Origin of the sequence: Sphingorhabdus sp. EL138 (assembly GCF_945882965.1) — a bacterium.
Lineage (GTDB): Bacteria > Pseudomonadota > Alphaproteobacteria > Sphingomonadales > Sphingomonadaceae > Sphingorhabdus_B.
Genome location: NZ_CAMCWY010000005.1, coordinates 12,681 through 36,963 on the forward strand (window position 1 = coordinate 12,681; position 24,283 = coordinate 36,963).

Annotated in this window: 24 protein-coding genes; 15 read left to right on the top strand and 9 right to left on the bottom strand. The window is 56.0% G+C overall.

The genetic code is table 11. The features are described 5' to 3' along the window. Positions 1-11: 11 nt before the first annotated feature. Together Q0N43_RS03175 and Q0N43_RS03180 are read left to right on the top strand one after the other, a co-directional pair. Positions 12-992: an MlaD family protein gene (locus Q0N43_RS03175; protein ID WP_295442403.1), complete on the top strand. Its 981-nt coding sequence runs from the start codon at positions 12-14 to the stop codon at positions 990-992. Beyond that, the gene (locus Q0N43_RS03180) at positions 989-1,585 is read left to right on the top strand and encodes an ABC-type transport auxiliary lipoprotein family protein (protein ID WP_295442406.1); all 597 of its coding nucleotides are present in this window, start codon (positions 989-991) and stop codon (positions 1,583-1,585) included. Before Q0N43_RS03175 ends, Q0N43_RS03180 begins: the two co-directional genes overlap by 4 nt. Here the strand turns inward: Q0N43_RS03180 and Q0N43_RS03185 are convergent. Both Q0N43_RS03185 and lgt read right to left on the bottom strand, forming a co-directional pair. Continuing rightward, positions 1,582-2,559 (bottom strand): SAM-dependent methyltransferase, encoded by a 978-nt coding sequence (locus Q0N43_RS03185; protein ID WP_295442409.1) that lies wholly within the window; start codon positions 2,557-2,559, stop codon positions 1,582-1,584. The genes Q0N43_RS03180 and Q0N43_RS03185 overlap by 4 nt on opposite strands. Before the next feature lie 70 nt (positions 2,560-2,629). Further along, positions 2,630-3,496, bottom strand: coding sequence for a prolipoprotein diacylglyceryl transferase (gene lgt / locus Q0N43_RS03190; RefSeq protein WP_295442412.1), 867 nt, complete (start codon positions 3,494-3,496; stop codon positions 2,630-2,632). Positions 3,497-3,571: 75 nt separating this feature from the next. Between lgt and Q0N43_RS03195 the strand changes: the two genes are divergently transcribed. Together Q0N43_RS03195 and Q0N43_RS03200 are read left to right on the top strand one after the other, a co-directional pair. After that, the gene (locus Q0N43_RS03195; RefSeq protein ID WP_295442416.1) at positions 3,572-5,269 is read left to right on the top strand and encodes a class I adenylate-forming enzyme family protein; all 1,698 of its coding nucleotides are present in this window, start codon (positions 3,572-3,574) and stop codon (positions 5,267-5,269) included. 37 nt (positions 5,270-5,306) lie between these two features. Continuing rightward, the gene (locus Q0N43_RS03200) at positions 5,307-8,066 is read left to right on the top strand and encodes a [protein-PII] uridylyltransferase (RefSeq protein ID WP_295442419.1); all 2,760 of its coding nucleotides are present in this window, start codon (positions 5,307-5,309) and stop codon (positions 8,064-8,066) included. A 99-nt stretch (positions 8,067-8,165) separates the two neighbouring features. Here the strand turns inward: Q0N43_RS03200 and Q0N43_RS03205 are convergent, their stop codons facing one another. Beyond that, a complete protein-coding gene (locus tag Q0N43_RS03205; protein WP_295442422.1) occupies positions 8,166-9,287 on the bottom strand; it encodes an OmpA family protein in 1,122 nt (373 codons plus the stop codon). Positions 9,288-9,447: 160 nt separating this feature from the next. Next, positions 9,448-9,768, bottom strand: coding sequence for a DUF2793 domain-containing protein (locus tag Q0N43_RS03210; protein ID WP_295442425.1), 321 nt, complete (start codon positions 9,766-9,768; stop codon positions 9,448-9,450). Positions 9,769-9,896: 128 nt separating this feature from the next. Between Q0N43_RS03210 and Q0N43_RS03215 the strand changes: the two genes are divergently transcribed. Beyond that, positions 9,897-10,448, top strand: a complete 552-nt coding sequence (locus Q0N43_RS03215) for a pseudouridine synthase (RefSeq protein WP_295442428.1) — start codon at positions 9,897-9,899, stop codon at positions 10,446-10,448. Between the two features lie 10 nt (positions 10,449-10,458). Here Q0N43_RS03215 and Q0N43_RS03220 read toward each other — a convergent pair whose 3' ends face one another. From Q0N43_RS03220 to Q0N43_RS03235, 4 genes are read right to left on the bottom strand one after another with little or no spacing between them, the layout of a single operon-like run. Next, a complete protein-coding gene (locus tag Q0N43_RS03220) occupies positions 10,459-10,596 on the bottom strand; it encodes a hypothetical protein (RefSeq protein WP_366845943.1) in 138 nt (45 codons plus the stop codon). Positions 10,597-10,639: 43 nt separating this feature from the next. Further along, positions 10,640-11,797, bottom strand: a complete 1,158-nt coding sequence (locus Q0N43_RS03225; RefSeq protein WP_295442431.1) for a cupin domain-containing protein — start codon at positions 11,795-11,797, stop codon at positions 10,640-10,642. A gap of 38 nt (positions 11,798-11,835) precedes the next feature. Continuing rightward, a complete protein-coding gene (locus Q0N43_RS03230) occupies positions 11,836-12,255 on the bottom strand; it encodes a VOC family protein (RefSeq protein WP_295442434.1) in 420 nt (139 codons plus the stop codon). Further along, positions 12,252-12,626 carry a hypothetical protein gene (locus tag Q0N43_RS03235; RefSeq protein ID WP_295442437.1) on the bottom strand — a complete coding sequence of 125 codons (375 nt, stop codon included), beginning with the start codon at positions 12,624-12,626 and terminating at the stop codon, positions 12,252-12,254. The genes Q0N43_RS03230 and Q0N43_RS03235 overlap by 4 nt, the downstream gene beginning before the upstream one ends. A gap of 70 nt (positions 12,627-12,696) precedes the next feature. Between Q0N43_RS03235 and lnt the strand changes: the two genes are divergently transcribed. From lnt to Q0N43_RS03260, 5 genes are all read left to right on the top strand, one after another. Next, positions 12,697-14,499, top strand: coding sequence for an apolipoprotein N-acyltransferase (gene lnt / locus Q0N43_RS03240; RefSeq protein ID WP_295442440.1), 1,803 nt, complete (start codon positions 12,697-12,699; stop codon positions 14,497-14,499). Between the two features lie 66 nt (positions 14,500-14,565). Further along, the gene (gene metK / locus Q0N43_RS03245; RefSeq protein WP_295442443.1) at positions 14,566-15,789 is read left to right on the top strand and encodes a methionine adenosyltransferase; all 1,224 of its coding nucleotides are present in this window, start codon (positions 14,566-14,568) and stop codon (positions 15,787-15,789) included. A 43-nt stretch (positions 15,790-15,832) separates the two neighbouring features. After that, positions 15,833-16,537: a tRNA (guanine(46)-N(7))-methyltransferase TrmB gene (locus Q0N43_RS03250; protein ID WP_295442446.1), complete on the top strand. Its 705-nt coding sequence runs from the start codon at positions 15,833-15,835 to the stop codon at positions 16,535-16,537. 91 nt (positions 16,538-16,628) lie between these two features. Further along, positions 16,629-17,756: a histidine kinase gene (locus Q0N43_RS03255; protein WP_295442449.1), complete on the top strand. Its 1,128-nt coding sequence runs from the start codon at positions 16,629-16,631 to the stop codon at positions 17,754-17,756. Next, positions 17,753-18,496, top strand: a complete 744-nt coding sequence (locus Q0N43_RS03260) for a LytTR family DNA-binding domain-containing protein (protein ID WP_295442452.1) — start codon at positions 17,753-17,755, stop codon at positions 18,494-18,496. Before Q0N43_RS03255 ends, Q0N43_RS03260 begins: the two co-directional genes overlap by 4 nt. Positions 18,497-18,506: 10 nt before the next feature. Here Q0N43_RS03260 and thiS read toward each other — a convergent pair whose 3' ends face one another. Then, positions 18,507-19,514, bottom strand: coding sequence for a sulfur carrier protein ThiS (gene thiS / locus Q0N43_RS03265; RefSeq protein ID WP_295442455.1), 1,008 nt, complete (start codon positions 19,512-19,514; stop codon positions 18,507-18,509). 88 nt (positions 19,515-19,602) lie between these two features. On the opposite strand from thiS, the gene Q0N43_RS03270 reads away from it, so the two are divergent. The 5 genes from Q0N43_RS03270 to Q0N43_RS03290 all read left to right on the top strand — a co-directional run bounded on the left by Q0N43_RS03270 (position 19,603) and on the right by Q0N43_RS03290 (position 24,279). Continuing rightward, entirely contained in the window at positions 19,603-20,043 is a 441-nt protein-coding gene (locus Q0N43_RS03270) for a type II 3-dehydroquinate dehydratase (protein ID WP_295442458.1), read from the top strand. A gap of 44 nt (positions 20,044-20,087) precedes the next feature. After that, positions 20,088-20,555 (top strand): acetyl-CoA carboxylase biotin carboxyl carrier protein, encoded by a 468-nt coding sequence (gene accB / locus Q0N43_RS03275; RefSeq protein ID WP_295442461.1) that lies wholly within the window; start codon positions 20,088-20,090, stop codon positions 20,553-20,555. Positions 20,556-20,557: 2 nt separating this feature from the next. Next, positions 20,558-21,907, top strand: coding sequence for an acetyl-CoA carboxylase biotin carboxylase subunit (gene accC / locus Q0N43_RS03280; protein WP_295442464.1), 1,350 nt, complete (start codon positions 20,558-20,560; stop codon positions 21,905-21,907). A 156-nt stretch (positions 21,908-22,063) separates the two neighbouring features. Continuing rightward, positions 22,064-22,909 (top strand): RcnB family protein, encoded by an 846-nt coding sequence (locus Q0N43_RS03285; protein ID WP_295442467.1) that lies wholly within the window; start codon positions 22,064-22,066, stop codon positions 22,907-22,909. Positions 22,910-23,010: 101 nt separating this feature from the next. Then, entirely contained in the window at positions 23,011-24,279 is a 1,269-nt protein-coding gene (locus tag Q0N43_RS03290) for an amidohydrolase family protein (RefSeq protein ID WP_295442470.1), read from the top strand. The last annotated feature ends 4 nt before the right edge of the window (positions 24,280-24,283 follow it).

Here is a 24,283-nt window from a genome sequence, read left to right on the forward strand (position 1 = left end):
AGGGCAGTACGATGGAAACCAAATCCAACTATGTGATGGTGGGCGCTATCACGCTTTTACTTCTGGCGCTGCTGGCGGCCTTCACCGTTTGGCTTTCGCGGACAAGTGACGGAGACAAGAAAGAATATGACATATTCTTTCAACAATCGGTCAATGGCTTGGCAAAGGGCTCGGGCGTGTCCTTTTCTGGCGTTCCAGTGGGCCAAATTGAAAGCATCGAATTATGGGAGCCCGATCCGGAATTCGTTCGGGTGCGCATCAGTATCAAGGATACGGTGCCCATATTTTTGGGTACGACTGCGACAATCAATGGTGTTGGTTTCACCGGTGTCTCGGAGATTCAGCTGGATGGTGCGGTTAAAGACGCACCTGCATTGGATTGCCCTAAAGTGAATCCGCAGACCGCATGCCCGACAGGCGTGCCTGTCATTCCGACAAAGCCTGGCGCTTTGGGTGAGCTGCTCAATAACGCGCCTTTGCTTTTGGAACGGCTGTCGACTTTGACTGAACGGCTCACCAGCATATTGTCCGACAAGAATCAACAGTCCGTTGAACAGATTTTGGACAATGTGGAGAGCATTTCAGGAACATTAGCAGCGCACGGACCAGACCTGGGTGCAGCCATTCAGGAATCGCGCATTGCATTGCAAAAGGCAGGTTTTGCTGCGGATGAGATCACCAAAATGGCAGGCGCGACCAATAAGCTGCTCGACAGCGAAGGTCGCCCGATGCTGGATGAATTGCGCAAGACACTGCGGTCTGCAAATGGCAGTCTGGCTGCGTTGGAAACGACCTTGAACAACGCGAGCCCAGCGATTGAAACTTTGAATACCCAGACTTTGCCCGAAGTGACCCAACTGGCGCGCGACTTGAGAGACTTGTCGGGTTCGTTAAAATCCGTGACCGAGAAAGTGGACCAAGGCGGCATAAGCAGCGTCGTCGGCGCGCCCGCCTTACCCGATTATAAACCCGGCAGCAGGAACCCAAAATGATGTTCAGCAAAATCTCCGGCCCACGCTTATCTGCGTTACCTCTCATCATGGCGCTTGGCGCGTGCGTAAGCTTCGGCGGCAAGGCACCCGTCTCGATGCTGGTCCTGACGGCCGACAATGTCGTGGCTGCCGGTGCTGCGCGTACAGCGACTGTTGCCGAAGCTCTGGTTATCCAGGTCCCGCAAGTCCCGCGCAAGCTGGATAATAATCGCGTGCCGGTCCAAATTGATGGCAGCAGCATTGCCTATCTCAAAGACGCGATTTGGGCCGATAAACCCGCCCGTTTGATGCAGATGTTACTCGCAGAAACCGTGTCGGCGAAGAGCGGCAATCTTGTGCTCAATGAAGTCGACGCAGGCGGCAAGGCAGTCCGGATTTTATCGGGAAGCCTGTTGGAATTTGGCATTGATGCCGAAACTAATGAAGCCGTTATTGTCTATGACGTGGTCAAAATCACACGCGGAGGTGCAACCGAAAAGCGCCGGTTTGAAGCGCGGCGGCCCGTTACAGCCATTGCACCTGCGCCGGCAGGCGCGGCTTTAAATGCCGCCGCGAACGATGTTGCGGGTCAGATAGCAGACTGGGCGGGCTAAAGACCGAACCCCTCCGGCTGCGGCCAACCTTGGGCATAAACTGCCAATATCTTGAATAATGCGCCCATGGCGTCAGGCTCCACCAACCGGTTATGTGCGGCGGTGATATCCGCGGCCCTGTCGGGATTGGACGCAGCCAAATGCTGCGCGCGCTGGTCAATTCCAAGACCCGAAAGCCACGCGCCTTGGTCGCTGGGTCCGGCCAACATAAGACCACAATTTTTCGCGCAGTTGGACAATTCAGAAAAGTCGACATGCGCCGTCAAATCAACTTGGCCCGGATTGCGGAAGGGGTCAGCATATTTGTGGCTTTGGACGGCTTGTAAAGTGCGGCCCAACGCGGGCTGGGTATAGCCATAATCGATGATCAACATCACCCCGCCTTGCTTTGCCAGCCGGTCCGAAAGCTGATCCATCATCGAAGATGCATCAGGACAGATTTCGTAAATACTGCCCACCGCAGCAGCACAAAATTGTTCGGGCACGAGGTCATCAGTCACGCAAGCGCCGGGCGTTGCGGCAAAGCCCGAGCCACCATCCTGCACAACGACCAGCTCGCGCCAGCCAACTTTCGTTGAAACCATCTGCCGGACCGGCAAAGCGTCAAAAAACTCGTTTGCCACAACGCACAAAGGCGCATCGGTCGGGAGGCTTTCCAGATTGTCGTGGAACGTGGCGTCCGGCACTGCCTGCAACTGCTTGGCGCGCATGGCCGGACTGTTTTCTACAAAATGGACCGATGGTTCCCACCCAAAACGCTTCATTGTTCTCAGCGCGTCTGCAGCCAAAGTCCCACGGCCCGGGCCAAGCTCTACATAATGGCAGGTAGCCGGACGCTGGCGTAACCACATGTCGCTCAGCCAAATGCCCACCATCTCGCCAAACATCTGGCTGATTTCGGGTGCGGTGATGAAATCGCCTTCTGCGCCCAGCGGGTCAGTGCGACCATAATATGCGGTGTTGGCGACCCGCATATATTCGGCAACGCTGATGGGTCCTGATGCCGCTATCTGTTGCGTAAGGCAGACTGCAACTTGTTGTGTGTCAGACGGCACTGTTACTGTCGGCCATGGCCTGGGCGCGCTGCTTGCGCGCACCTGCTGTGAACAACAGGAACAGGCCCAATAATATCATCGGAATAGTTAGCCACTGCCCCATGCTCAGGCCGCTTGTTTCCACCAACCACTGAAGCTGCTGGTCCGGCTCCCTAACAAACTCGATAGAAAACCGGGCTGTGCCGTAAATGATTGCGGCCATACCCGTCAGGAAACCGGGCCTATACCGCGCATTGGTTTTCCAGAATAATGGCCACAAAATTGCGGCCATCAACAGCCCTTCAAGCACAGCTTCGTAAAGCTGGCTCGGGTGCCGGGGCAAATCGCCGCCATTGGGAAAGACGACGGCCCATGGCACATCCGTGACGCGGCCCCAAAGCTCATCATTCACAAAGTTCGCCAAGCGTACGAGGAATATCCCAAAGGGTACGACGCAGGCGACATAATCACAGACACGCAAGAAGGAGAGCTTATGCTTGCGCGCCAAAAGCCAAATCGAAAATATGATGCCAATCGCGCCGCCATGAAACGACATTCCGCCTTCCCAAAGTTTAAGGACATCCATAGGATTCTGTAAAATGGACGGTTGGTAGAATAAGATATAGCCAATCCGCCCACCCAAAATAATGCCCAAGGTGGTGTACAGGATTATGTCATCGGCTTGCGCACGTGACATTGGCGCACCGGGACGGGCGAGCATCGTCAGCAGCAACCGATAGCCAAGAAATATGCCAACCAGATAGCCGAGTGAATACCAACGGATTTGGAAGAAGCCCAAATCGAGCGCAACGGGACTTAAGCCAAGATCTGTAAACTGGATATAACCAGCGGCGGTTGTAATAATCTCGAATGACACAATATTTCCTCAGGATGCTTTGACATTCCTATAGAGCCAAATAGAAGACGCACAAAGAGTTTAGGAGAGAATCACATGCCGTCGCAGTTGGACCTTGCAATCGACGCCACCATTAACCGGCTCATGGCCGATGATGGCCCCTTGGCCGTTACCTATGCCGAGAAAAACGGCGTCCAAATGCCCGTTTTCGCCAAAGCGCCAGGTAACATGGCCGACTATTTTGCATTTTTCTGCGCAACCCACGCCGACAAGGAATTTTTGGTTGATGGGGATATCCGTTTAAGTTTCGCCGAAACTTATGGAGCGGCCCGCGCCTTGGCAGGTGGTCTTGTCGAAGGCCACAGACTGCAAAAGGGTGAGCGCGTTGGCATTGCCGCGCGCAATTCAGCCAATTGGATTATTGCCTATATGGCGATTGTGATGGCGGGTGGCGTTGCCACTTTGCTCAATGGCTGGTGGCAAGGCGGGGAGCTGGCCGACGGCATTCGCATGGTCGGCTGCCGCTTTGTTCTCGCCGATGAACAGCGTGCTGCGCGGATGGCCGGTCAGGATATTGGCAGTTGCGAAATCCTCATCATCAACCATGATTCCCTGCCCTTGGATGGTTTATCGGTTTTGACCGCACAGGGTGGCGGCGCGGCAACAGCGCTGCCAACGCTGGATCCGCTGGATAACGCGACGATATTATACACTTCCGGCTCAACCGGACAGTCAAAGGGTGCGGTGTCAGACCACCGCGCTGTTGTCCAAGGCGCAATGAGCTATGTGGGTCAAACGCTTGTTTTCTTTGAACTTATGTCCGCCAGCGGCCAATCAATGCCAGCGCAGCCCTCGGCGCTCGTCAATGTGCCCTTGTTCCACGTCACCGCGTCGATACCTTTGGTGCTGCAAAGCTTCGCCATTGGCCGCAAGCTTGTGTTGATGCCCAAATGGGACGCCGAAGAGGCGATGCGGATTATTGAAAAAGAACGCATCACCTATTTCGTGGGCGTTCCGTTGATGAGCATTGAGCTTGCAACGCATCCTGCCCGGCACAAATATGATTTAACAAGCTGCACCGCATTTGCCGCCGGCGGCGCGCCGCGCCCTGTCGAGCATGTCAAGAAAATCCGCAAGGAAATGAGCTGGGGTTATCCATTATTGGGCTATGGCCTCACGGAAACCAATGGCGTTGGCTGCGGCAACTTCACGGACAATTATCTGGAAAAGCCAACCAGCACTGGTCCTGCGACCAAGCCACTGGTCGAGGTCCAAATGCTGGACGATGAAGGCAATGTCTTGCCGCAGGGTGAACGCGGTGAAGTCGGCATTCGAACGATTGCCAATTTCAACGGCTATTGGAATAACGAAGATGCCACGCACGACGCCTTCACCGCCGATGGATTTTTCCGGACCGGCGACATCGGTTATCTCGACGAAGACAACTATTTATTCATCGTCGACCGCAAGAAAGATATTATCATCCGAGGCGGCGAGAATATCAGTTGCCCTGAGGTTGAAGCGGCGGCTTATGAGCATGACTCGATTGTCGAATTGTCGGTATTTGGTATCGCTGATGACAAATATGGTGAGGTTCCTGGCATCGTCTATCATACAAAGGACGGCGTCACGCTGACCGAGGATGAGTTGAAAGCGTTTTTGGCGCCTCGTCTTGCACCCTTCAAGATCCCTGCGCATTATTGGCAAGTTGCCGAACCCCTCCCCCGTCTCGGGACGCAGAAAATCGACCGGGTGACGCTGCGACGTGAGTATAATGCCAAAATATCTGCTTGATGCTGACACGATGCTTGATCGCGACTAAGGTTGCCTGATGGCATCAGCAGCAGAACGGATATTCAAGCAGCGCGACATTATCGACCGGAACGCGCTTGCCGAACAAATTGAAGGCATCGTGCGCGAATGCGGCGCGCAGGAGCGCCGTCCACGCGTCGTTGAGATATTGCAATCGGCTTTGGCCAGCGGTCGGGCCGAGATTCAGCAACGCCTAAATGCGGTGCCGTCTCAAGGCTATCGCGCGTCGGCGGAGCAAGCATTTCTTGTCGATCAAATCGTGCGGCTCATCTACGACTATGTCACTGTGCATGCATATCCCGCTGCGAACCGCTCCTCATCCGAAAGGATCGCGGTTTTGGCGGTCGGTGGATATGGCCGCGGTGAAATGGCCCCGCACAGCGACCTAGATATTGGCTTCGTAACGCCCTTCAAGCGCAGTTCGTGGACCGAGCAGGTCGTAGAAGCGATCCTCTATTTGCTCTGGGACCTTGGGTTGAAGGTTGGCCAATCGAGCAGGTCCCTCGATGAAACCGTAAAGATGGCGCAAGAGGATCTGACCATTCGCACCGCTTTGCTTGAAAGCAGGTTTGTTTGGGGCGACCGCGGTGTTTACGAAGAGGCTTCGCTGCGTTTCTGGAACGAAGTCGTTGCCAATACAGCATCTGACTTTGTGCGCCTAAAAATGGTTGAACGCGATGACCGGCATCGGCGCATGGGTGACAGCCGATATGTGGTCGAACCGAATATCAAGGATGGCAAAGGCGGGCTGCGCGACCTCCATACCCTCTACTGGATTGGAAAATATATACATAAAGTGTCAGCCGCGTCCGAACTTGTCGACGTTGGTCTGCTGACAATTGATGAATATAATCGGTTTAGAAAAGCCGAGAATTTCTTGTGGGCGGTGCGCTGCCATATGCACAATATCACCGGACGCGCAGAAGAGCGTCTGACATTTGATCTACAACGCGACGTTGCGGAGCTTATGCAATTTGCCGATCGCCCCGGACGCTCGGCGGTTGAACGGTTCATGCATTTTTATTTTTTGAACGCAAAAACGGTTGGCGACGTGACGGGGCTTTTCCTTGCGCATTTGGATGAAGCTATGGCCAAAAAAGGCCGTCGGTTCTTGCCCAGTTTTATCCGGAAACCCCGAAAGCTAAACGGCTTTCAACTGGACCGCGGTCGCTTGGCACTCCCCGATGACGGGTTTTTTGCGCAAGACCCAGTGCGCTTGCTCGAAATATTTCATTTGGCAGATGTGCATGAATTGGAAATCCACCCGCTGGCCATGCGCGCCGCCCAAAGGGATGCCCGGCTGATCGACAAAGTATTGCGACGAGACCCCAGAGCCAACGCGCTTTTCCTCGAAATTCTGACGTCTCCGCGCGACCCGGAAACGGTATTGCGTTGGATGAATGAATCTACCGTCTTTGGCAGGTTTATTCCTGATTTCCGCCGTGTCGTCGCGCAAATGCAGTTCGACATGTACCACCATTACACAGTCGATGAACATTCGATCCGCGCCATCGGTTTGCTGGCCGATATCAACAGGGGCAAGTTAAAACAGGATCACCCGCTGTCTACAGCGATGATGCAACAGCTCGGAAGCAAGCGGGTATTGTTTGTTGCAACATTGCTCCACGACATTGCGAAGGGGCGTGGCGGTGACCATAGTGTGTTAGGCGCCGAGATTGCAGAAACCTTATGCCCACGGCTTGGTCTTTCACCAGCCGAGACGGAAACCGTTGCTTGGCTCGTTCGTTATCATCTATTGATGTCGGCCACTGCTTTCAAACGGGACTTGGCGGATTTCAAGACCATCCTGGATTTTGCCCAAGCCGTCCAGTCACCTGAGCGGTTGAAGCTGTTATTGGTCTTGACCGTTGTTGACATCCGCGCGGTTGGACCGGGCGTTTGGAATAGTTGGAAACGACAGCTTTTATCGGACCTGTTTGAAGCCACTGAAGAAGTGCTGCGTTTGGGTCACAAGCAACGCGGCCGGGACGAACGGATTACCTCGAAAAAAGCAAGGCTGGAATCCGCGTTGCGACTACCCGCCGATACATTCGCGGCTTTTGCCAAAACGCTTCCTGACGCCTATTGGATCGCGGAACCAGATGACATCATTGAGCGCAACGCCCGGCATCTTCTTTCCAACGCAGGCACTGAACTTGCCATTGATGCGTGTTTCTATCCCGATCGTGGCGCGACGCTCGTGACGGTTTTTGCCGCCGACCATCCAGGGTTATTTTACCGTATAGCGGGCGCCATTCATCTGGCGGGCGGTAACATTATCGATGCGCGAATTCACACCAGCAGTGACGGCATGGCAGTTGACAATTTCCTGATCCAAGACCCGCTTGGTCGTCCTTTTCAGGAGCAAAGCCAGTTAAACCGACTCACGCGCAATATTGAAGATGCGCTTACCAACCGCGCGCGCTTGATGACTCAACTAGATGCGAAACCAAACGCGCTCCGCCGGGCCGACGCCTTTAAAATCGCGCCATCGGTGTTGATAGATAATCAAGCTTCCAACCGGTTTACAGTGATCGAAGTGAACGCGCTGGATCGGCCTGCCTTGCTCAACAATTTAGCGCTGGCGCTGTTTGAATCCAAAGTGACATTGCACAGTGCGCATATCGCAACGTACGGAGAACGCGCCGTCGACACATTTTATGTGACGGATTTGTTCGGCGGCAAAGCCGAAAACAAAAATAAGTTAAAAGCACTTGAAACCCGGCTATTGGAAGCCGCGACAGTGAAGGCGCGCGTGAAGGCACAGGCTGCGGCCTAGAATCTGCACCCAATTATATGATCCGGCGCATGCCGACCGCACAAAAAAAAGGCCGGTCTTTCGACCAGCCTTTCTTTTAACCTGAAATCAGATTGGGAATTACATTCCCGAACCTGGACCGTAGGACACTTCCACGCGACGGTTTTGCGGTTCACGCTCACCATCTGCAGTTTGTACCAATGGTGCGGTTTCACCGAATGCTTCAGTGGCGATTGCGCCAGCTGTTACGCCCTTGGTCTCAAGATACGCACGAACGGTGTCGTTACGACGCTCTGAGAGGCCAACGTTATACTTTGCAGTACCCGACTTATCGGCGTGGCCTGCAAGCATAACCTTCGCACTGCCACAGTTCGAATATTGCGCAGCCGCATTATCGAGAACCGAAGCTGCGTCTGGACGCAGGTTCGATTTATCCCAATCGAAGAATACGATGTAAGGACCTGTGTTGCATACCGGCGCAGGTGGCGGCGGTGGTGGCGGTGGTGGCGGTGGTGCCACATAAGGTGGCGGTGGTGGCGGTGGTGCCACTTCGACAGGCGCAGGTGCACCGCCGAAGTTATAAATCAGGCTGGCCATCAAGCTGTGCGAACGGAAACGTGTGTCCACTGCACGGCCGAGACGGTCAACAAGACCGACATTGTCCGCGTTGAAGAAACGATACTTCAGTCCCACATCCCAGCTATTGCTCAAAGGCGCGCGAACGCCAGCGAGTGCCTGCCACGCAAAACCTGTATCGGAATCGTCAAGGAGGGGAGGCAATGCATAAACGGTCTGCACGTCTACACGTGCAACACCAACGCCGCCGCCGATAAAGCCCTGAATGCCGTCATCGTCACCGAAATCGAACAATCCGTTGACCATGAAGCTCAGCGCAGTTGTATTACCACCCACTTTGTATGAGCCACCCGGGGCCAAGGTCGAGCCCGAACCGCTAGGAATTTGTGGTGTTTGGCTATTGAAGCCAGACACATCGGCATTGCGATAGGAGACTTCTGATTCAAGACGGAAACCGCCAAAATCATAACCAACAACACCGCCAATATCAAAGGCCTTTTTTGTATCCAACGAAGCAGCGTCTTCTTGCACCGCAATATCCAAAGCAATGTCTTCTACTATCATGGCACCGCCATCAACTCCGACATACCACTGGTTGTCGCGGGCCAAAGCCGGCGACGCCAGAGCAGTGGAAGCGAGCGCCAAACTTATGGCTAACTTACGCATCAACTTTTCCCTTATTTATCTTAGGAACGGAAATTCGAGAACGCAGATCTACCCATTCTGTTCCATTGATGCAAGTCGCTATGTATCTATACTGTTGCCAAAATGTCGCCATTTTTGACAATTGGTCATAATATATGCAGCGTTTTCCGGCGTGCTCGGCTCATGTTGCTAATATGCCTATCAACCTGAAATAATGTAAAATCGCCGCAAGTGCTGCGCGCGCTTCGCTGTCGACGAAAGCGCCACCGGTTGGATTAGGCACCAAAGGCGCGATCGTCCATTGGCCCGATATGTATAGGCTGTGGTAATGTGTAAATTTGTTCCAAACCCCCATTCCTTCATGAGGAACGACAAAGCGCCAACTGCCGCTAATCCAATAGGCGATCTGATCGGCTTTGTTCGCCCATGCACCAGTTGGCACCCCACTTATCAGCCAACATTTCCCAATATCATCATCGGTTGTAAGGTTGACGTAAACCAACCTTTTATGGTTACGATATCAATATTTTTTAGCCTATTTGGTTATTATAAAAAAACTCCCATGACCAACTATCCCCCCACACACACAACATCATTTCGCATCTCCCCCGCTTTCGCTACAGCACCTCCATGTCCCGCATCATTCTGTTCAACAAACCTTATGGCGTCTTGCCGCAATTTACGGACAAGGGGACGGAGGGCTCGCCGCGGCCGACCTTGTCGCAATTTGTCGATGTGCCCGGTGTCTATCCGGCTGGGCGGTTGGATATGGACAGTGAGGGGTTGATGCTGCTGACCGATGATGGCCGGTTGCAGGCGCAGATATCGGACCCGAAGTATAAAATGGCCAAAAGCTATCTGGTGCAGGTGGAGGGCGAGGTGTCCGACGATGCGCTGGTGCAGTTGCGGCGCGGCGTATCGTTGAAGGATGGCTTGACCCTGCCCTGCGAGGCCGAACGGATTGCCGATCCCATGCTGTGGCCGCGCGATCCGCCGATCCGCGTGCGGCTGTCGGTACCCGATAGCTGGATCATACTGACCATCCGTGAAGGCCGCAACCGTCAGGTCCGGCGCATGACGGCTGCGGTCGGGCATCCGACATTGCGGCTGGTCCGCCGCGCGATTGGCGAATGGAAGCTTGATGGCCTTGCGCCGGGCACTTGGCGCGAAGTCGAAGGCTAAGCCGCCGCCCTCAATCCGTTACTGGCCGCGCGATGCGCTTGCCTTTGGTCCGGCTGGTCAGATGAAATTGCCCACAACGGTCGCAGGCATAATGCCGCAGCGTGATTGTCGCCTTTGCCGCCGCCGATAGCGCTTCCGCCTCCGACACATACCGCGCTTTCTTTGCGCAGATGCTTAGCCGCGTGCGCAGATCAATCCTCGCTGTCGAACGCGATGCAGCCCTGATTACACAGCTGCGTGAGGAGATCGATGGCCGCTGGCTTTGCCGCCAATGCGACGTCGAGAACCACGCTGTCGTGCGCGCACAAATCTCTCGCCAACGCCGCCGTCTCGCCACCACAGTCGAAACAGACACCATCGGCAAACAGCATCAATGCGTCTGTGTCCGTGGCGCTGGCGATAAACGCCAATCGGCTCGCCGGATTACGCGACAGCGGCACTTGCGCGGTGATGGCCTCGCGCACTTCCTCCGGCGCAACCGGCACTTCGGGCCGCCAGTCCATATCGGGATATTTGGTCGTGCTGTTAAAGGTGCCGAACCAGCGGGCGAAATGGGCGGGGTCGGACAGCGATTCAAGCATCATCTGCTGCAAGCGCTCCAGCGCCTCAGGCAAAATCTCGCCTGCATTGGCTTGGGCCTTCAAATCCGGGTCGCGGTAGAGTTCGTCATCGGGAATGCCATCCAGAACATCATCGACATAATGCCCCAAAAGGTCAGCGCGGGATGGTGCGCGAAACCCGACCGAGTAAGTCATGCAATCGGACCCAACCGCAACGCCATTATGCGCGATGCCGGGGGGGACATAGAGGATATCGCCGGGCTCCAACACCCATTCCTCCGTCGCCGCAAATGCGCTGAGCAATTTCAAATCATCATGCGGCAGCAACAAAGTATCGGCGTCGCAGTGCGCCCCGATCTGCCAACGGCGGCGGCCAAGCCCTTGGATTAGGAAAACATCATATTGGTCGAAATGCGGTCCAACGCCGCCTTGGTCAGCAGCGAGGCTGACCATCACATCGTCAATGCGCCAATTGGGGATGAAACGGAACGGCGCGATCAGGTCGGCAACGGCGGGCACATGATGGTCGACCGCTTGCACCAACAACGTCCAATGGCTTTCACCAAGGCCAGCCAGCCGTTCTTCGGCCAGCGGGCCTTGCTCCATCTCCCAACCAGATTCGGTCTGACAAATCAGCCGCGATTCCATTTCCTCTTCACACGCCAGCCCCGCCAGCTCATTGGGCTCAAGCGGGTTTTGCCAGTCGCGAAACGCATTGCGGATCAGCAGCGGTTTTTTCTGCCAATGTTCGCGCAAGAATTGGTCGATGTCGAAATTTTGAAAATCCATGACTTTGCGCTGTGGCCTAAAGCGGCAAAATGCAAGCGTCAGCGCGCAAACAAATTCGCGTCATCGGCAAAGGCCTTGAACTCCAACGCATTGCCGCTTGGGTCGGTGAAGAACATGGTGGCTTGCTCACCCACTTGCCCCTTGAACCGGACATGCGGTTCGATGCCGAACTGGATGCCAGCCGCCTGCACGCGTTTGGCCAATGCCTCCCATTGGTCCATGTCCAAGACAACGCCGAAATGGGGGACGGGCACGTCATGGCCATCCACCGGATTATGTGTCGATATGCTGCGCGCCGACGGGTCCAAATGCGCGACCAGCTGATGCCCGAAAAAGTTGAAATCGATACATTGGTCGGATGACCGCCCTTCCGCACAGCCCATGATGACGCCGAAAAAATGGCGCGCTTCGGCAAGGTCGTGGACGGGAAAAGCGAGATGGAAGGGACGTAAGCTCATTTTGATGTCACCGGTCTGGGTAAAGCTGTGTCGATGCTGTCGGCACGCGCAAGCTCCGCCGTCATTTGCACGGCGCAAGCGTTGGTCCGCGCAAGATCGCTTGGCCGCTGAAACTCGGCTTTGGCGGCTTCGGCCATGGCGACCGCGATCAATTCGCGCGGTTGCCCACTTTGCGTGGTGACGCGATTGCCGACAATGCCCGCCCATCTCTTGCCCGATTGGCGCACGTCGGGTGCTTCGGCTGGCGCGATGCCTGTCCGCTGTTTTTCCGCCAAGGTCGCCAGCACGGCCACACAGGCGATATCGCCTTGATGGACATCGGTGAGCGCAGAAAGGGTAAAGGCGGCAAGCGCGATTGCGAAAAACATCATACCGATGAATTAGCAGGCCAGTTGTGAAGCGCAAGCAACGACGATGTTTGCGCGATTGCATTTGTCACATATGAACGGCAAAGGCGCAAGCGTGCAGAAAATCTCCGCCCTGCTTCACCGTTTTCCGCGCTGGGCCGCTATTGGCGCTGGTGCCTTGTCGGCATACGGTTTTGCTCCATGGAGCGTTTGGCCGCTCACGCTTGTTTGTTTTGCATTGCTTATCCACCTGATCGCGCATGCCCAAAATACAAAGTGGGCATTCATTCTTGGTTGGCTGTTTGGGGTCGGGCATTTCACCTTTGGCAATCAATGGATTGCGGTCGCCTTCACCTTTCAGGCGGCGATGCCGATCTGGCTTGGCTATATCGCGGTGGTCGTGCTGGCGCTGTATTTGGCGGTTTACCCTGCCTTGGCGGCGGCGGGGGCTTGGCTACTTTCAAATCCTCCCCGTTTACGGGGAGGTGGCGCGCGCGTAGCGCGTGACGGAGGGGGCCAAGCAGCAGACGCAGCGCCCGACTCCACGCCCCCTCCACCACCTTCGGCGGTCCCGCTGTTGCTCCGCAACGCCTACGGCTCCCCCGTGCCGGGGAGGAATACCCTCCCCCTCATCCTCGCTTTTGCTGGCCTGTGGATCATCACCGAATGGCTGCGGAGTTGGGTATTCACAGGCTATGCTTGGAACCCGTTGAGCGTGATCACTTTATACATGCCTTATGTGGCACAACCCGCTAGCGCCATTGGTACATATGGCATGTCTGGCGTCATCATTTTGGCTGTCGGCGGCGTCTACAGTTTCGTATCGTTGTGGAACCGCGCATCCAGTGACGCACGCAGTAGCGGCGGATGGACAGTCTATTTCGTCGGTGGATTGTTGCTCTTTGTGTTGGCGACGATGGGAATTATCGCGCGTGTTTCCCTGTGGGGAGGATTTTTCAGCAGCGGTGCTGTTGCCCAAACACAACCCATTGCCGTCACTGTGGTGCAACCTAATATCTCCCAAGCCGACAAAAATGCGCCTGGCTATGACGTACTGAGCTTTGCCAAGCTGGCGATGAACAGCCGCCCTTTGCCGGGTCAAGCGCCGCGCCTGATCCTTTGGCCAGAGGCGGCGATTCCGGAGTATCTAGAGGACGGATATCCCTACCCCTATTATCAGGGGCAGGCTGGCGAAAGCGCCGCCGGTGCACGCGCGCGGCTAACCACGTTGATGGCCGATAATGATGTGCTGTTGACGGGTGTAAACCGGCTTATATTCGAAAAACGTCAGTTGGTCGCCGCGCGCAACAGCGTGTCGGCCATGGACGCCTATGGCCGTGTCCTTGGCCATTATGACAAGGCTCATCTGGTACCTTATGGTGAATATCTGCCCTTACCGTGGTTGCTAAAGCCGCTTGGGCTATCGCGATTGGTGCCGGGCAGCCTCGATTTCTGGCCCGGGCCCGGCGCGCAAACCATGCCAGTGACTGTCAACGGCAAGCCCATCAAAATCGGCATGCAGGTCTGTTATGAGATTATTTTTTCCGGCCAGACAGTTGATCGCAAGAACCGTCCGGATTTCATCTTCAACCCATCGAACGACGCTTGGTTCGGCAATATTGGCCCGCCGCAGCATTTGGCGCAGGCCCGGCTGCGCGCGATTGAAGAAGGCCTGCCCGTCATCCGTTCCACGCCTTCGGGGATCAGCGCGATCATCGACGCCAATGGCCAGATCGTGCAAAGCCTGCCCTTGGGCACCGATGGCCGCATCGATGCCGTGATACCCCGCGCCAAAGCGCCTACGCTGTTCGCGCGATTTGGCAACGCCATTCCGCTGGCTCTGGCTGGCCTGCTGATCCTGTTGGCGTTGTTACCGCTTGCCCGCCGTCGCGGTTGAGGCTAAAGGCGCATCACGATATAAAGAATTCTTTATACGCAGACACAGTAATAGACTGGAAAAACCATGCGCTCAAATTACCTTTTTACTTCCGAATCCGTGTCCGAAGGACATCCGGACAAGGTTGCCGACCAGATTTCCGACGCCATTGTCGATCTGCTTTTATCCAAAGACCGCGAAGCGCGCATCGCATGCGAAACATTGACCACGACGCAGTTGGTTGTGCTTGCGGGCGAAATTCGCTGCAAGGGCGTGTTTGAGAACGACGCGTGGGTGCCCGGTGCCAAGGAAGAAATCGAAGCCACCGTCCGCCGTACAGTCAAGGAAATCGGCTACGAACAGGCGGGCTTCCATTGGGAAACCTTCCGCTTCGAAAACAACCTCCACGGCCAGTCGGCGGAAATCGCGCAAGGGGTGGACGCGGGCGACAACAAGGATGAAGGCGCTGGCGACCAAGGCATCATGTTCGGCTATGCCACTGACGAAACCCCCGACCTGATGCCCGCGACGCTGTATTACAGCCACAAGATACTTGAGCGGATGGCGGCTGATCGCCATTCCGGCGCTGCCCCATTCCTTGAACCCGATGCCAAGAGTCAGGTGACGCTGCGCTACGAAGAATCGCTCCCGGTCGCCGCGACCGCGGTGGTGGTCTCGACCCAGCATAAGCAAGGCTATTGCCTCACCGGTGATAATGCCGATCCGGCCAAATATGCCGAGCTTGAAGCTTATGTGAAGCGTGTCGTTTCCGAAGTGATCCCGCCAGTGCTGCTGCGCGATACGGTTTATTACATCAACCCCACCGGCGCGTTCGAAATCGGCGGGCCAGATGGCGATGCAGGGGTCACGGGCCGCAAGATTATCGTCGATACATATGGCGGCGCGGCCCCGCATGGCGGCGGCGCGTTTAGCGGCAAGGACCCGACCAAGGTTGACCGCTCGGCTGCCTACATCACCCGCTACCTCGCCAAGAATGTGGTGGCCGCTGGCCTTGCCACGCGCTGCACCATCCAGATCGCTTATGCCATCGGCGTGTCCGAGCCGCTGTCGCTCTATGTCGACACGCATGAAACTGGCACGATCGGCGACGACGTGATCGAGAAGGCGATCCTGGCGATCCCGCGTCTGGGAGGCCTGACGCCGCGCGCTATTCGCACGCATCTTGGCCTGAACAAGCCGATTTACCGCAAGACCGCCGCTTATGGCCATTTCGGCCGCAAGCCCGATGGCGACTTCTTCCCATGGGAACGCATGGACTTGGTCGCAGATTTGAAAGCCGCTTTGGCGTGATTAGGCTTGCAGGGTGGCGGCCGAAAGTTTAGCCGCCACCCGCATGACTGCGAACAAGATCGGTGACCCAACGACGCTGAACCGCCTATATGGCCGTTCAAAGGGCAAGAAGCTGCATTCGGTGCAGGTTGACTTAGTCGACAATCTGCTGCTGCAAATTGCGGTGCCGGACGAAGGCCCGCTTAGCAGCACGCAATTGTTCGGCGACGACCGCGCGATGCATTTCGAAATCGGCTTTGGCGGCGGGGAGCATTTGGCGTTTCGCGCCGACCTGCTGCCCGATCATGGCTTTATCGGTTGCGAGCCGTTTTTGAACGGCGTTGCGCAAGCTTTGTCACATATAAAAGAAGGCGGCTTGCACAATGTGCGCCTCCATATGGGCGATGCACTCGAAATATTGCGCCGTGTTCCCGACGGGTCATTGTCCTTCGTCTATCTGTTGCATCCCGACCCTTGGCCAAAGGCGCGGCATATAAAGCGCCGGATGATGAATGACGGGCCAGTCGATTTGATTGCGGCAAAACTAAAACCCGGCGGCGAATTCCGCTTTGGCACGGACCATCCTGTCTATGTCCGCCACGCGCTGATGATCATGCAGCGGCATCGGCCACAATTTGATTGGTTGTGCAACACCGCGTCCGATTTTCAGAATCGCCCCGGTGGATGGCCAGAAACCCGCTATGCGGCAAAGGCGCGCCGCCTTGGGCATGAAGTATGGTATTTCCGCTATCGGCGCAAAGAGGCCTAAGCCGAAGATAAACATTCGACGAAATTGGCGAAGCTTTCGACGAGGGACGACGCACGTGGTGCAGGCTTCGAAAAATGCGGTATGACAGGATATGGAGAGAGCTTCGTCCCCGCATCCGCTCATTGGCCACCAGATGGCATTGCTAACCATCATTGGCTTTTGGGCTTTTTATGCGCTGATCTTGTCGCTGCGCGCCGCATTGCTGGACTTTCCTGCGCAAGCTGTCTTGTTCGAACGGCGCTTGATAGTGGCTTTGGTCGGCGTGCTTGTGACCTGGATACTCTATGTCGGTTTGCGCATGGCCGACCGCCGCTCGCTTGGCTTTCGGATCAGTCTGGCCTTCATTGGGGCCATTCCGTGCGCCGTGCTTCTGGCATCCGCCAATTTCTATATCTTTAACCTTTATGACCCCGTCAGCCTGTTTAAAGACCCAAGCATTGGCCGCAGTGTTGAAGATTTGAAAGAACAGCTCGGCCTGTCATCTTGGCAGGAAATTGCCGACATTTCGGTTACGCATTATTTTTTCCTGATCGCATGGGGCTCGCTCTACGTCGCCATTGGCTACGCCCGTGAAGTGCGCGAAGCCGAGCGCAAAACGTCCCGCTTTGCCCAAGCGGCCCAAGATGCCGAGCTGCGTTCCTTGCGCTATCAGGTCAATCCACATTTCCTGTTCAATACGCTGAATTCGCTCTCCAGCCTTGTCCTGAACGGAAAGCCAAAAGAGGCCGAAGCGATGATCCAGAATCTGTCCAATTTTTACCGGACAAGCCTGTCATCCGACCCGCTGGAGGATGTGACGCTTGCAGAGGAGGTCGAGCTGCAACGGCTATATCTCGAAATTGAAAGCGTGCGGTATCCCAAAAGGCTGCGCGTCAAAATCGACATTCCCGATGCATTGATGGGGCAGCATGTCCCGGCATTGATCCTGCAACCTTTGGTCGAAAACGCGATTAAATACGGTGTGTCGCGCACCACCCGTCCTGTAGAACTCACTATCAGCGCCAAAATTGAGGGCGATGTCCTTATCCTCAGCGTCTTGGATGATGGCGAAGCCGTCGATCCAGACCATGTTGGCGGAAACGGCATTGGCTTGGCCAACGTCCGCGACCGATTGGAGGCACGTTATAAGTCTGCCGCGCGCCTCGATACGCACGCGATACCTGGCGGGGGTTTTGTCGCCAATCTGACATTGCCGCTAAGCCGAAGGATAGCGGCATGAAGCGGCTGCGGACGTTGATTGTCGATGATGAGCCGCTGGCCATTGAGCGCCTGCAAATATTGAGCGCGGATCATCCCATTATCGAAATCGTGGGCACGGCAAATGATGGTGTGGAGGCGCTGCGCATTGCCCAGGCATTGACGCCTGACCTGATTTTTCTCGATAACGGCATGCCCAAAATGGACGGCATCAACGCCGCCCGCGCCTTGGGACTGATGCCGAAAAAACCCGCGATCATCCTGATCACCGCTTATGATAATTTCGCGGTTGAGGCGTTTGACCTCGACGTGGTGGACTATGTGCTGAAACCTGTGTCGAGCGAACGTCTTGGCCGCGCGATCACGCGCGCAATTGGCGCACCAGAGGCCGAGATGCATGTGCCAGAACTTTCGGCAAAAACGAACTGTCGATACGCGCATGAATTTTGGGTGTCCCACCGCGCAGAGCTTATTCGTATCGCCGCTGTGGATATTGAACGGATTGAGGCCGAGCGGGATTATATGCGGCTATATACCAATGGCCGGAGCTATTTGCTGCACCAGACGATTTCTGCGCTGGAACAAAGGTTGGACCCCGAACGATTTCAGCGCATTCACCGCAGCCATATTGTGCGCCGCGATCTCATCACCGGACTGCGGCATGAAGGTGGCGGGGTCTGGCATGCCCTGCTGGGCGAGGATCACGCCATGCGCATAGGACGAAAATATCTCGCCGATGTCAAACGGCTTGCCGGAAAATAAAAACTCGGTTTTAAATCAGGCCAGCCAGCGGGCTGGATGGATCGGCATACATACGCCGCCCCATTCTACCCGCCAGATAGGCCATGCGGCCCGACTCGACCGCCAATTTCATCGCGGTTGCCATCGCGATAGGATTCTTGGCCTCGGCAATCGCGGTGTTCATCAACACGCCGTCGCAGCCCAGCTCCATCGCCACGGCGGCATCCGACGCGGTTCCGACACCCGCATCGACCAGAACCGGAACCTTAGCGCCTTCGACAATCAAGCGGATGGTCACGCGGTTTTGAATACCAAGCCCCGAACCAATGGGCGCGCCAAGCGGCATCACCGCCACTGCGCCTGCGTCTTCCAATTGTTTGGCCGCGATGGGATCATCGACGCAATAGACCATCGGCAAGAAACCTTCCTTGGCCAAAACCTCGGTCGCCTTTAGCGTTTCGCGCATATCGGGATACAATGTCTTGGCCTCACCCAGCACCTCAAGCTTCACCAAATCCCAGCCGCCCGCCTCGCGCGCCAGCCGCAAGGTGCGTATCGCGTCATCGGCGGTGAAGCACCCGGCGGTGTTGGGCAAATAGGTGTATTTTTTGGGGTCGATATAATCGGTCAACATCGGTGCCTTGGGGTCCGACACATTCACGCGGCGCACGGCCACGGTGATAATCTCCGCACCCGACGCCACAAGCGCGGCGGCGTTTTGTTCAAAATCCTTATATTTGCCGGTCCCGACAATCAGCCGCGAATGAAAATTGCGCCCCGCCACTGTCCAGCTATCGTTCGGGGCGCTGTCCTGCCCGCCGCCGACAAAATGGACGATCTCCAACCTATCACCATCGGCCAGCACAACATCTTCCAACGTGGATCGGGCAACGATCTCCAGATTACGTTCCACCGCGACCTTGGCCGGATCAAGGCCGATGTCGCGGACCAGATCGGCGACTGTAGCATGGATGCGAAAACGGCGCAGTTCGCCATTGAGCGTCAGGGCAATGGAATCGGAGGACAGATTAGAGGTCATTTCATCTCGCAATTTTTAATCACCAGCATATAGTGACGGGCGGACAGTGAGCGCAACCGCTGCTTTGATATTATCTGGGGAATATACTTTGGCTGACCAGCCGATAATCTTTGTTCTAAACGGACCAAATCTCAATTTGCTTGGCACAAGAGAGCCCGAAATTTACGGCACAGATACGCTGGATGATATCGCCGGCCATTTGGACGACCGTGCGCGCGCCGCAGGGGCAGTCATTGATTTTCGGCAGTCCAACCATGAAGGCCATTTGATTGATTGGCTGCATGAAGCGCAAGCCGTCGGTGCAAAGGCGGTGTTGCTCAACGCTGCCGGTTTTACCCACACGTCCATCGCGATCTTGGACGCGATCAAGGCGATCACCGTCCCTGTGTTTGAAGTGCATCTATCCGACCCGCATAAAAGGGAAGCTTTCCGACATTTGAGCTATGTTGGCATGGCTGCAAAAGCAGTATTTGCCGGACATGGCGCAAAGTCGTACGAACTGGCGCTGGACGTAGCGTTACAACTTTGACATTAGGCGCGCCAAAGCACATTCAGGGGCGCAAGGAGTTTTACATGGCGGCAAAGACAGGAACCACTGGCAGCATGCAAGTCGACACGGACCTTGTCCGCGAACTGGCGGCGATGCTCAACGACACGGGACTGAGTGAAATTGAGGTTGAGGACAGCGAACGCAAAATTCGCGTATCGCGCATGATGACCGCCGTTTCAGCGCCGATGATGGCCGCACCCGCCGCCGCGCCCGCCAATGCGCCAGACGCAGCCGCGCCAAGCGCAATTGCCATATCCGCCAACGCCATGAAATCCCCTATGGTCGGCACGGCCTATCTGTCCCCTGAACCCGATGCGGCACCCTTTGTCAGCGTGGGTCAGCAAGTGAAGGCAGGCGATACCGTTTTGATCATCGAAGCGATGAAGGTCATGAACCCGATTGTCGCCGCCACGTCTGGCACCGTCACCCAAATCTTGGTCGAAAGCGGCCAGCCGGTTGAATTTGACCAGCCCCTGTTGGTGATTGCGTAAACATGACGATTGAGAAAATCCTTATCGCCAACCGTGGCGAAATTGCGCTGCGCATTCACCGTGCGGCGCATGAAATGGGGATCAAGACGGTTGCCGTCCATTCAACCGCTGATGCCGACGCCATGCATGTGCGGCTGGCGGATGAGGCCATTTGCATCGGACCGCCCTCTGCGACTGACAGCTATCTGAACATTCCGGCGATTATTTCCGCCGCAGAAATCAGCCATGCCGATGCGATCCATCCCGGCTATGGCTTTTTGTCGGAAAACGCACAATTTGCCGAAATCGTCGAAAGCCATAATATCACGTGGATTGGCCCCAAGCCCGAACATATCCGCACGATGGGCGACAAGGTGGAGGCGAAGCGGACCGCAGGCGCATTGGGCTTGCCGCTTGTTCCCGGCTCCGATGGCGCGATTGAGGATGTCAATGAAGCCAAAGCGATAGCGCGCGAGATCGGCTATCCGGTCATCATCAAGGCGGCGTCTGGCGGCGGCGGACGCGGCATGAAGGTCGTGAATAGCGAAGAAGAGCTGGAGACCCAGATTCAGCAAGCAGGGTCCGAAGCCAAAGCGGCCTTTGGCGATGCGACGGTCTATCTTGAAAAATATCTGGGTAACCCGCGCCATATCGAATTTCAGATCTTCGGCGATGGCAATGGCCATGCCGTCCATTTGGGGGAGCGCGATTGTTCCTTGCAGCGGCGTCACCAGAAGGTTTTGGAAGAAGCGCCCTCGCCCTTGCTTGCAACGGCGGAGCGTGATCGGATGGGCAATATCTGCGCGAAGGCGATGGCCGATATGGGCTATCGCGGGGCGGGCACCATCGAATTTTTGTGGGAAAATGGTGAATTCTATTTCATCGAAATGAACACGCGGTTGCAGGTCGAACATCCTGTCACCGAAATGATCACTGGCATTGATCTGGTGCGCGAACAAATCCGCGTGGCGGAGGGCAAGCCGCTGTCGTTTCGCCAAGAGGATGTTACTTTCACGGGCCATGCGGTTGAATGCCGGATCAACGCCGAGGACCCGCGCACGTTCATGCCGTCACCTGGCACCGTGACCTGGTACCACCCGCCCGGCGGCCTGTATGTCCGCGTCGATAGCGGACTATATCATGGTTATAAGGTCCCGCCTTATTATGACAGCATGATTGCCAAGCTTATTGTCTATGGTCAGACGCGTGAAGGTTGCCTGATGCGCTTGCGCCGTGCGTTGGGCGAATTTGTGATTGAGGGTATGAAGACCACTATCCCGTTGCATCAACGCTTGTTGGAAGAACCGGATTTTCAGAACGGCAATTACACCATCAAATGGCTTGAAGAATGGCTGGCGAAGGACGCGGAATAAGTCTTTCGCGCCGTGCGGTCGCGCGTGGGTTGGCGGCCTGTTCAGCAAAGCCCCTCCTTTCATGAACATGAATATATAGTTCAGCTTCGCTTCAGCAGAATCGGTGCAGACAGGTCTTCACGCAGACGCATTGTGCCTCTGCCATGAGGACCTACCATGAAAAATTATATTCTGATGACTTTGGTGACCGCGACGGCGCTTTCGCCAGTTGCGGCTTATGCTGCCCCGGTCGCACCGGTTCGCGCCGACGTCATGGTCGAAGACTTTACTGATTTTCAGCGTGAAGAGAGACGTGCCAATCGGCAACAGGCCCGTCCCAACCCTAATCCGGAACAACGCGCAGAGCGCCAGCAAAACCGGCCGGAACCCGCACGAGCGGTTGAAGTTGCGGCCCCACAACAGCAAGTAAATCGTGCCGAGCGCCAACGCGATAATGTCCGCGTTGAACGCCAACGTGATACCGTCCGCACCGAACGCCGCGCGGCTAGCCAAGACGGCCGATATTATGATCGCAACCGCGATGGTGACCTCGACCGCCGCTGGGACCGCAATCGCGATGGCAATCTGGACCGGAATTGGGATCGTAACCGCGATGGCCGTTTGGACCTCCGTTTCGACCGCAATGATGATGAACGCCTTGACCGTCGCTATGACCAAAACCGCGACGGCAAATTGGACCGGACACAGTTTGGCCGTTGGACCAACAACTGGCGCAATGACAACCGCTATAACTGGCGCCGCTATCGCGAGCGGAACGGCAATTATTTCCGCCTTGGCCGTTATAATGCCCCGTACCGTGGCCGCAATTACAGCCGCATATCCAAAGGCTTCTCCTTGGGCTCGGGCTATTACGGGTCGCGCTACTGGATCAACGACCCGTGGCAATACCGCCTGCCCGCCGCTTATGGCAGCTACCGCTGGGTGCGTTATTATGACGATGTCCTTTTGGTAGACCTGCGCAACGGCCGTGTCGTCGACGTCATTCGCGCCTTCTTTTGGTAGTATTCTAAATAATTAAGCCTGGACTTCACCGTCCGGGCTTTTTTGCTTGTAACCTTGACCCAAGCTGACCAATCTCCCGCAGATACATCGGAGAGTTTTTGATGGTACGTTATCTGTTACTTGCGAGCGCCGCTTTATCGTTGGCAACGCCCGCATCCGCTGCGACTCAAGCCATTATCGTTGGTAACCTCATCCCCGATGCCGCGACCGGCCCCACTGGGCCAGCCATTATCTTGGTCGAAGACGGGCGGATTAAAGACATCGCCAAGGGCATAGATAATCCGTTTCAGGCGGACAGCGTCGTTGACCTGTCGACCAAGACCTTGCTCCCCGGCCTCATTGACCTGCATGTACATTTAACCGGCGACCCCGGCGATGATTTTCGCGACGAGGCGGTGAACCCCGATGAATGGGGTGTGGTCATGGGTGTCAAGAACGCGGCGTTGACGGTCAAGGCTGGCTTTACCACCGTGCGTGAGGCTGGCTCTGCACAAAATACCGCTTTTGTCCTGCGGCGCGGCACGGCGGAAGGCCGCATCATTGGCCCGCGCATTATCGCCGCTGGACCAGCTTTGTCGATTGTCGGCGGGCATGGCGATGTTTCCGGGTTCCGCAACGACGTCATCGCGACATTGGAATCAGGCTACACCTGCACAGGCCCAATTGAATGTGCGGAAAAAGTGCGCAAATCGTCGCGCGCTGGCGCGGACGTTATCAAGATTACTGCGACGGGCGGCGTCTTGTCGCAACAGGGCCGGGGACTGGAGGCGCATTTCACCAGTGAAGAAATGCTTGCCATCACCAACACCGCCCATTCACTTGGGCTAAAGGTCATGGCGCATGCCCATGGTGCGCGCGGTATCGAAGCTGCATCAGCCGCGGGAATTGACTCCATCGAACATGGCACATTTGCCGATGAGGCAGCGTTGAAGGTCATGAAGGCAAAGGGCACGGCCTTAGTGCCGACATTAATGGCGCTGGAGGGCGTGCGCGCGCGTCTGGGCAAGGGCATTTACACCCCAACGGTTGAAGTGAAGGCAAAGCAAGCGGTAGAGGCCGCTGGCCGTCAGGTCCGGCGCGCAAAGGCCATGGGCGTTACGATTGCCTTTGGCACGGATGCGGGCGTATTTGAACATGGCAGCAATGGCGGCGAATTGGCCTTATTGGTGAACGCAGGCATGACCCCTGCCGAAGCCCTTGCCAGCGCAACCAATGTTGCCGCCAAAACGCTTGGGCTTGAAAATGAAATCGGCCGTATTGCGGTTGGCTATTCCGCTGATCTGGTTGCGGTGAATGAAAATCCACTCAATAACATCCGCACGCTCGAAAAGGCCGAATGGGTCATGGTAAGAGGACGCATCGTTCCGTGATTCG

Bases quoted from the DNA above. Each gene is read 5' to 3' on its own strand.
- Q0N43_RS03175 (WP_295442403.1), top strand. From the start codon at position 12: ATGGAAACCAAATCCAACTATGTGATGGTGGGCGCTATCACGCTTTTA.
- Q0N43_RS03180 (WP_295442406.1), top strand. From the start codon at position 989: ATGATGTTCAGCAAAATCTCCGGCCCACGCTTATCTGCGTTACCTCTC.
- Q0N43_RS03185 (WP_295442409.1), bottom strand. From the start codon at position 2,559: ATGCGGGTCGCCAACACCGCATATTATGGTCGCACTGACCCGCTGGGC.
- Q0N43_RS03195 (WP_295442416.1), top strand. From the start codon at position 3,572: ATGCCGTCGCAGTTGGACCTTGCAATCGACGCCACCATTAACCGGCTC.
- Q0N43_RS03200 (WP_295442419.1), top strand. From the start codon at position 5,307: ATGGCATCAGCAGCAGAACGGATATTCAAGCAGCGCGACATTATCGAC.
- Q0N43_RS03205 (WP_295442422.1), bottom strand. From the start codon at position 9,287: ATGCGTAAGTTAGCCATAAGTTTGGCGCTCGCTTCCACTGCTCTGGCG.
- Q0N43_RS03215 (WP_295442428.1), top strand. From the start codon at position 9,897: ATGTCCCGCATCATTCTGTTCAACAAACCTTATGGCGTCTTGCCGCAA.
- Q0N43_RS03225 (WP_295442431.1), bottom strand. From the start codon at position 11,797: ATGGATTTTCAAAATTTCGACATCGACCAATTCTTGCGCGAACATTGG.
- Q0N43_RS03230 (WP_295442434.1), bottom strand. From the start codon at position 12,255: ATGAGCTTACGTCCCTTCCATCTCGCTTTTCCCGTCCACGACCTTGCC.
- Q0N43_RS03235 (WP_295442437.1), bottom strand. From the start codon at position 12,626: ATGATGTTTTTCGCAATCGCGCTTGCCGCCTTTACCCTTTCTGCGCTC.
- lnt (WP_295442440.1), top strand. From the start codon at position 12,697: ATGAACGGCAAAGGCGCAAGCGTGCAGAAAATCTCCGCCCTGCTTCAC.
- metK (WP_295442443.1), top strand. From the start codon at position 14,566: ATGCGCTCAAATTACCTTTTTACTTCCGAATCCGTGTCCGAAGGACAT.
- Q0N43_RS03250 (WP_295442446.1), top strand. From the start codon at position 15,833: ATGACTGCGAACAAGATCGGTGACCCAACGACGCTGAACCGCCTATAT.
- Q0N43_RS03255 (WP_295442449.1), top strand. From the start codon at position 16,629: ATGGAGAGAGCTTCGTCCCCGCATCCGCTCATTGGCCACCAGATGGCA.
- Q0N43_RS03260 (WP_295442452.1), top strand. From the start codon at position 17,753: ATGAAGCGGCTGCGGACGTTGATTGTCGATGATGAGCCGCTGGCCATT.
- thiS (WP_295442455.1), bottom strand. From the start codon at position 19,514: ATGACCTCTAATCTGTCCTCCGATTCCATTGCCCTGACGCTCAATGGC.
- accB (WP_295442461.1), top strand. From the start codon at position 20,088: ATGGCGGCAAAGACAGGAACCACTGGCAGCATGCAAGTCGACACGGAC.
- accC (WP_295442464.1), top strand. From the start codon at position 20,558: ATGACGATTGAGAAAATCCTTATCGCCAACCGTGGCGAAATTGCGCTG.
- Q0N43_RS03285 (WP_295442467.1), top strand. From the start codon at position 22,064: ATGAAAAATTATATTCTGATGACTTTGGTGACCGCGACGGCGCTTTCG.
- Q0N43_RS03290 (WP_295442470.1), top strand. From the start codon at position 23,011: ATGGTACGTTATCTGTTACTTGCGAGCGCCGCTTTATCGTTGGCAACG.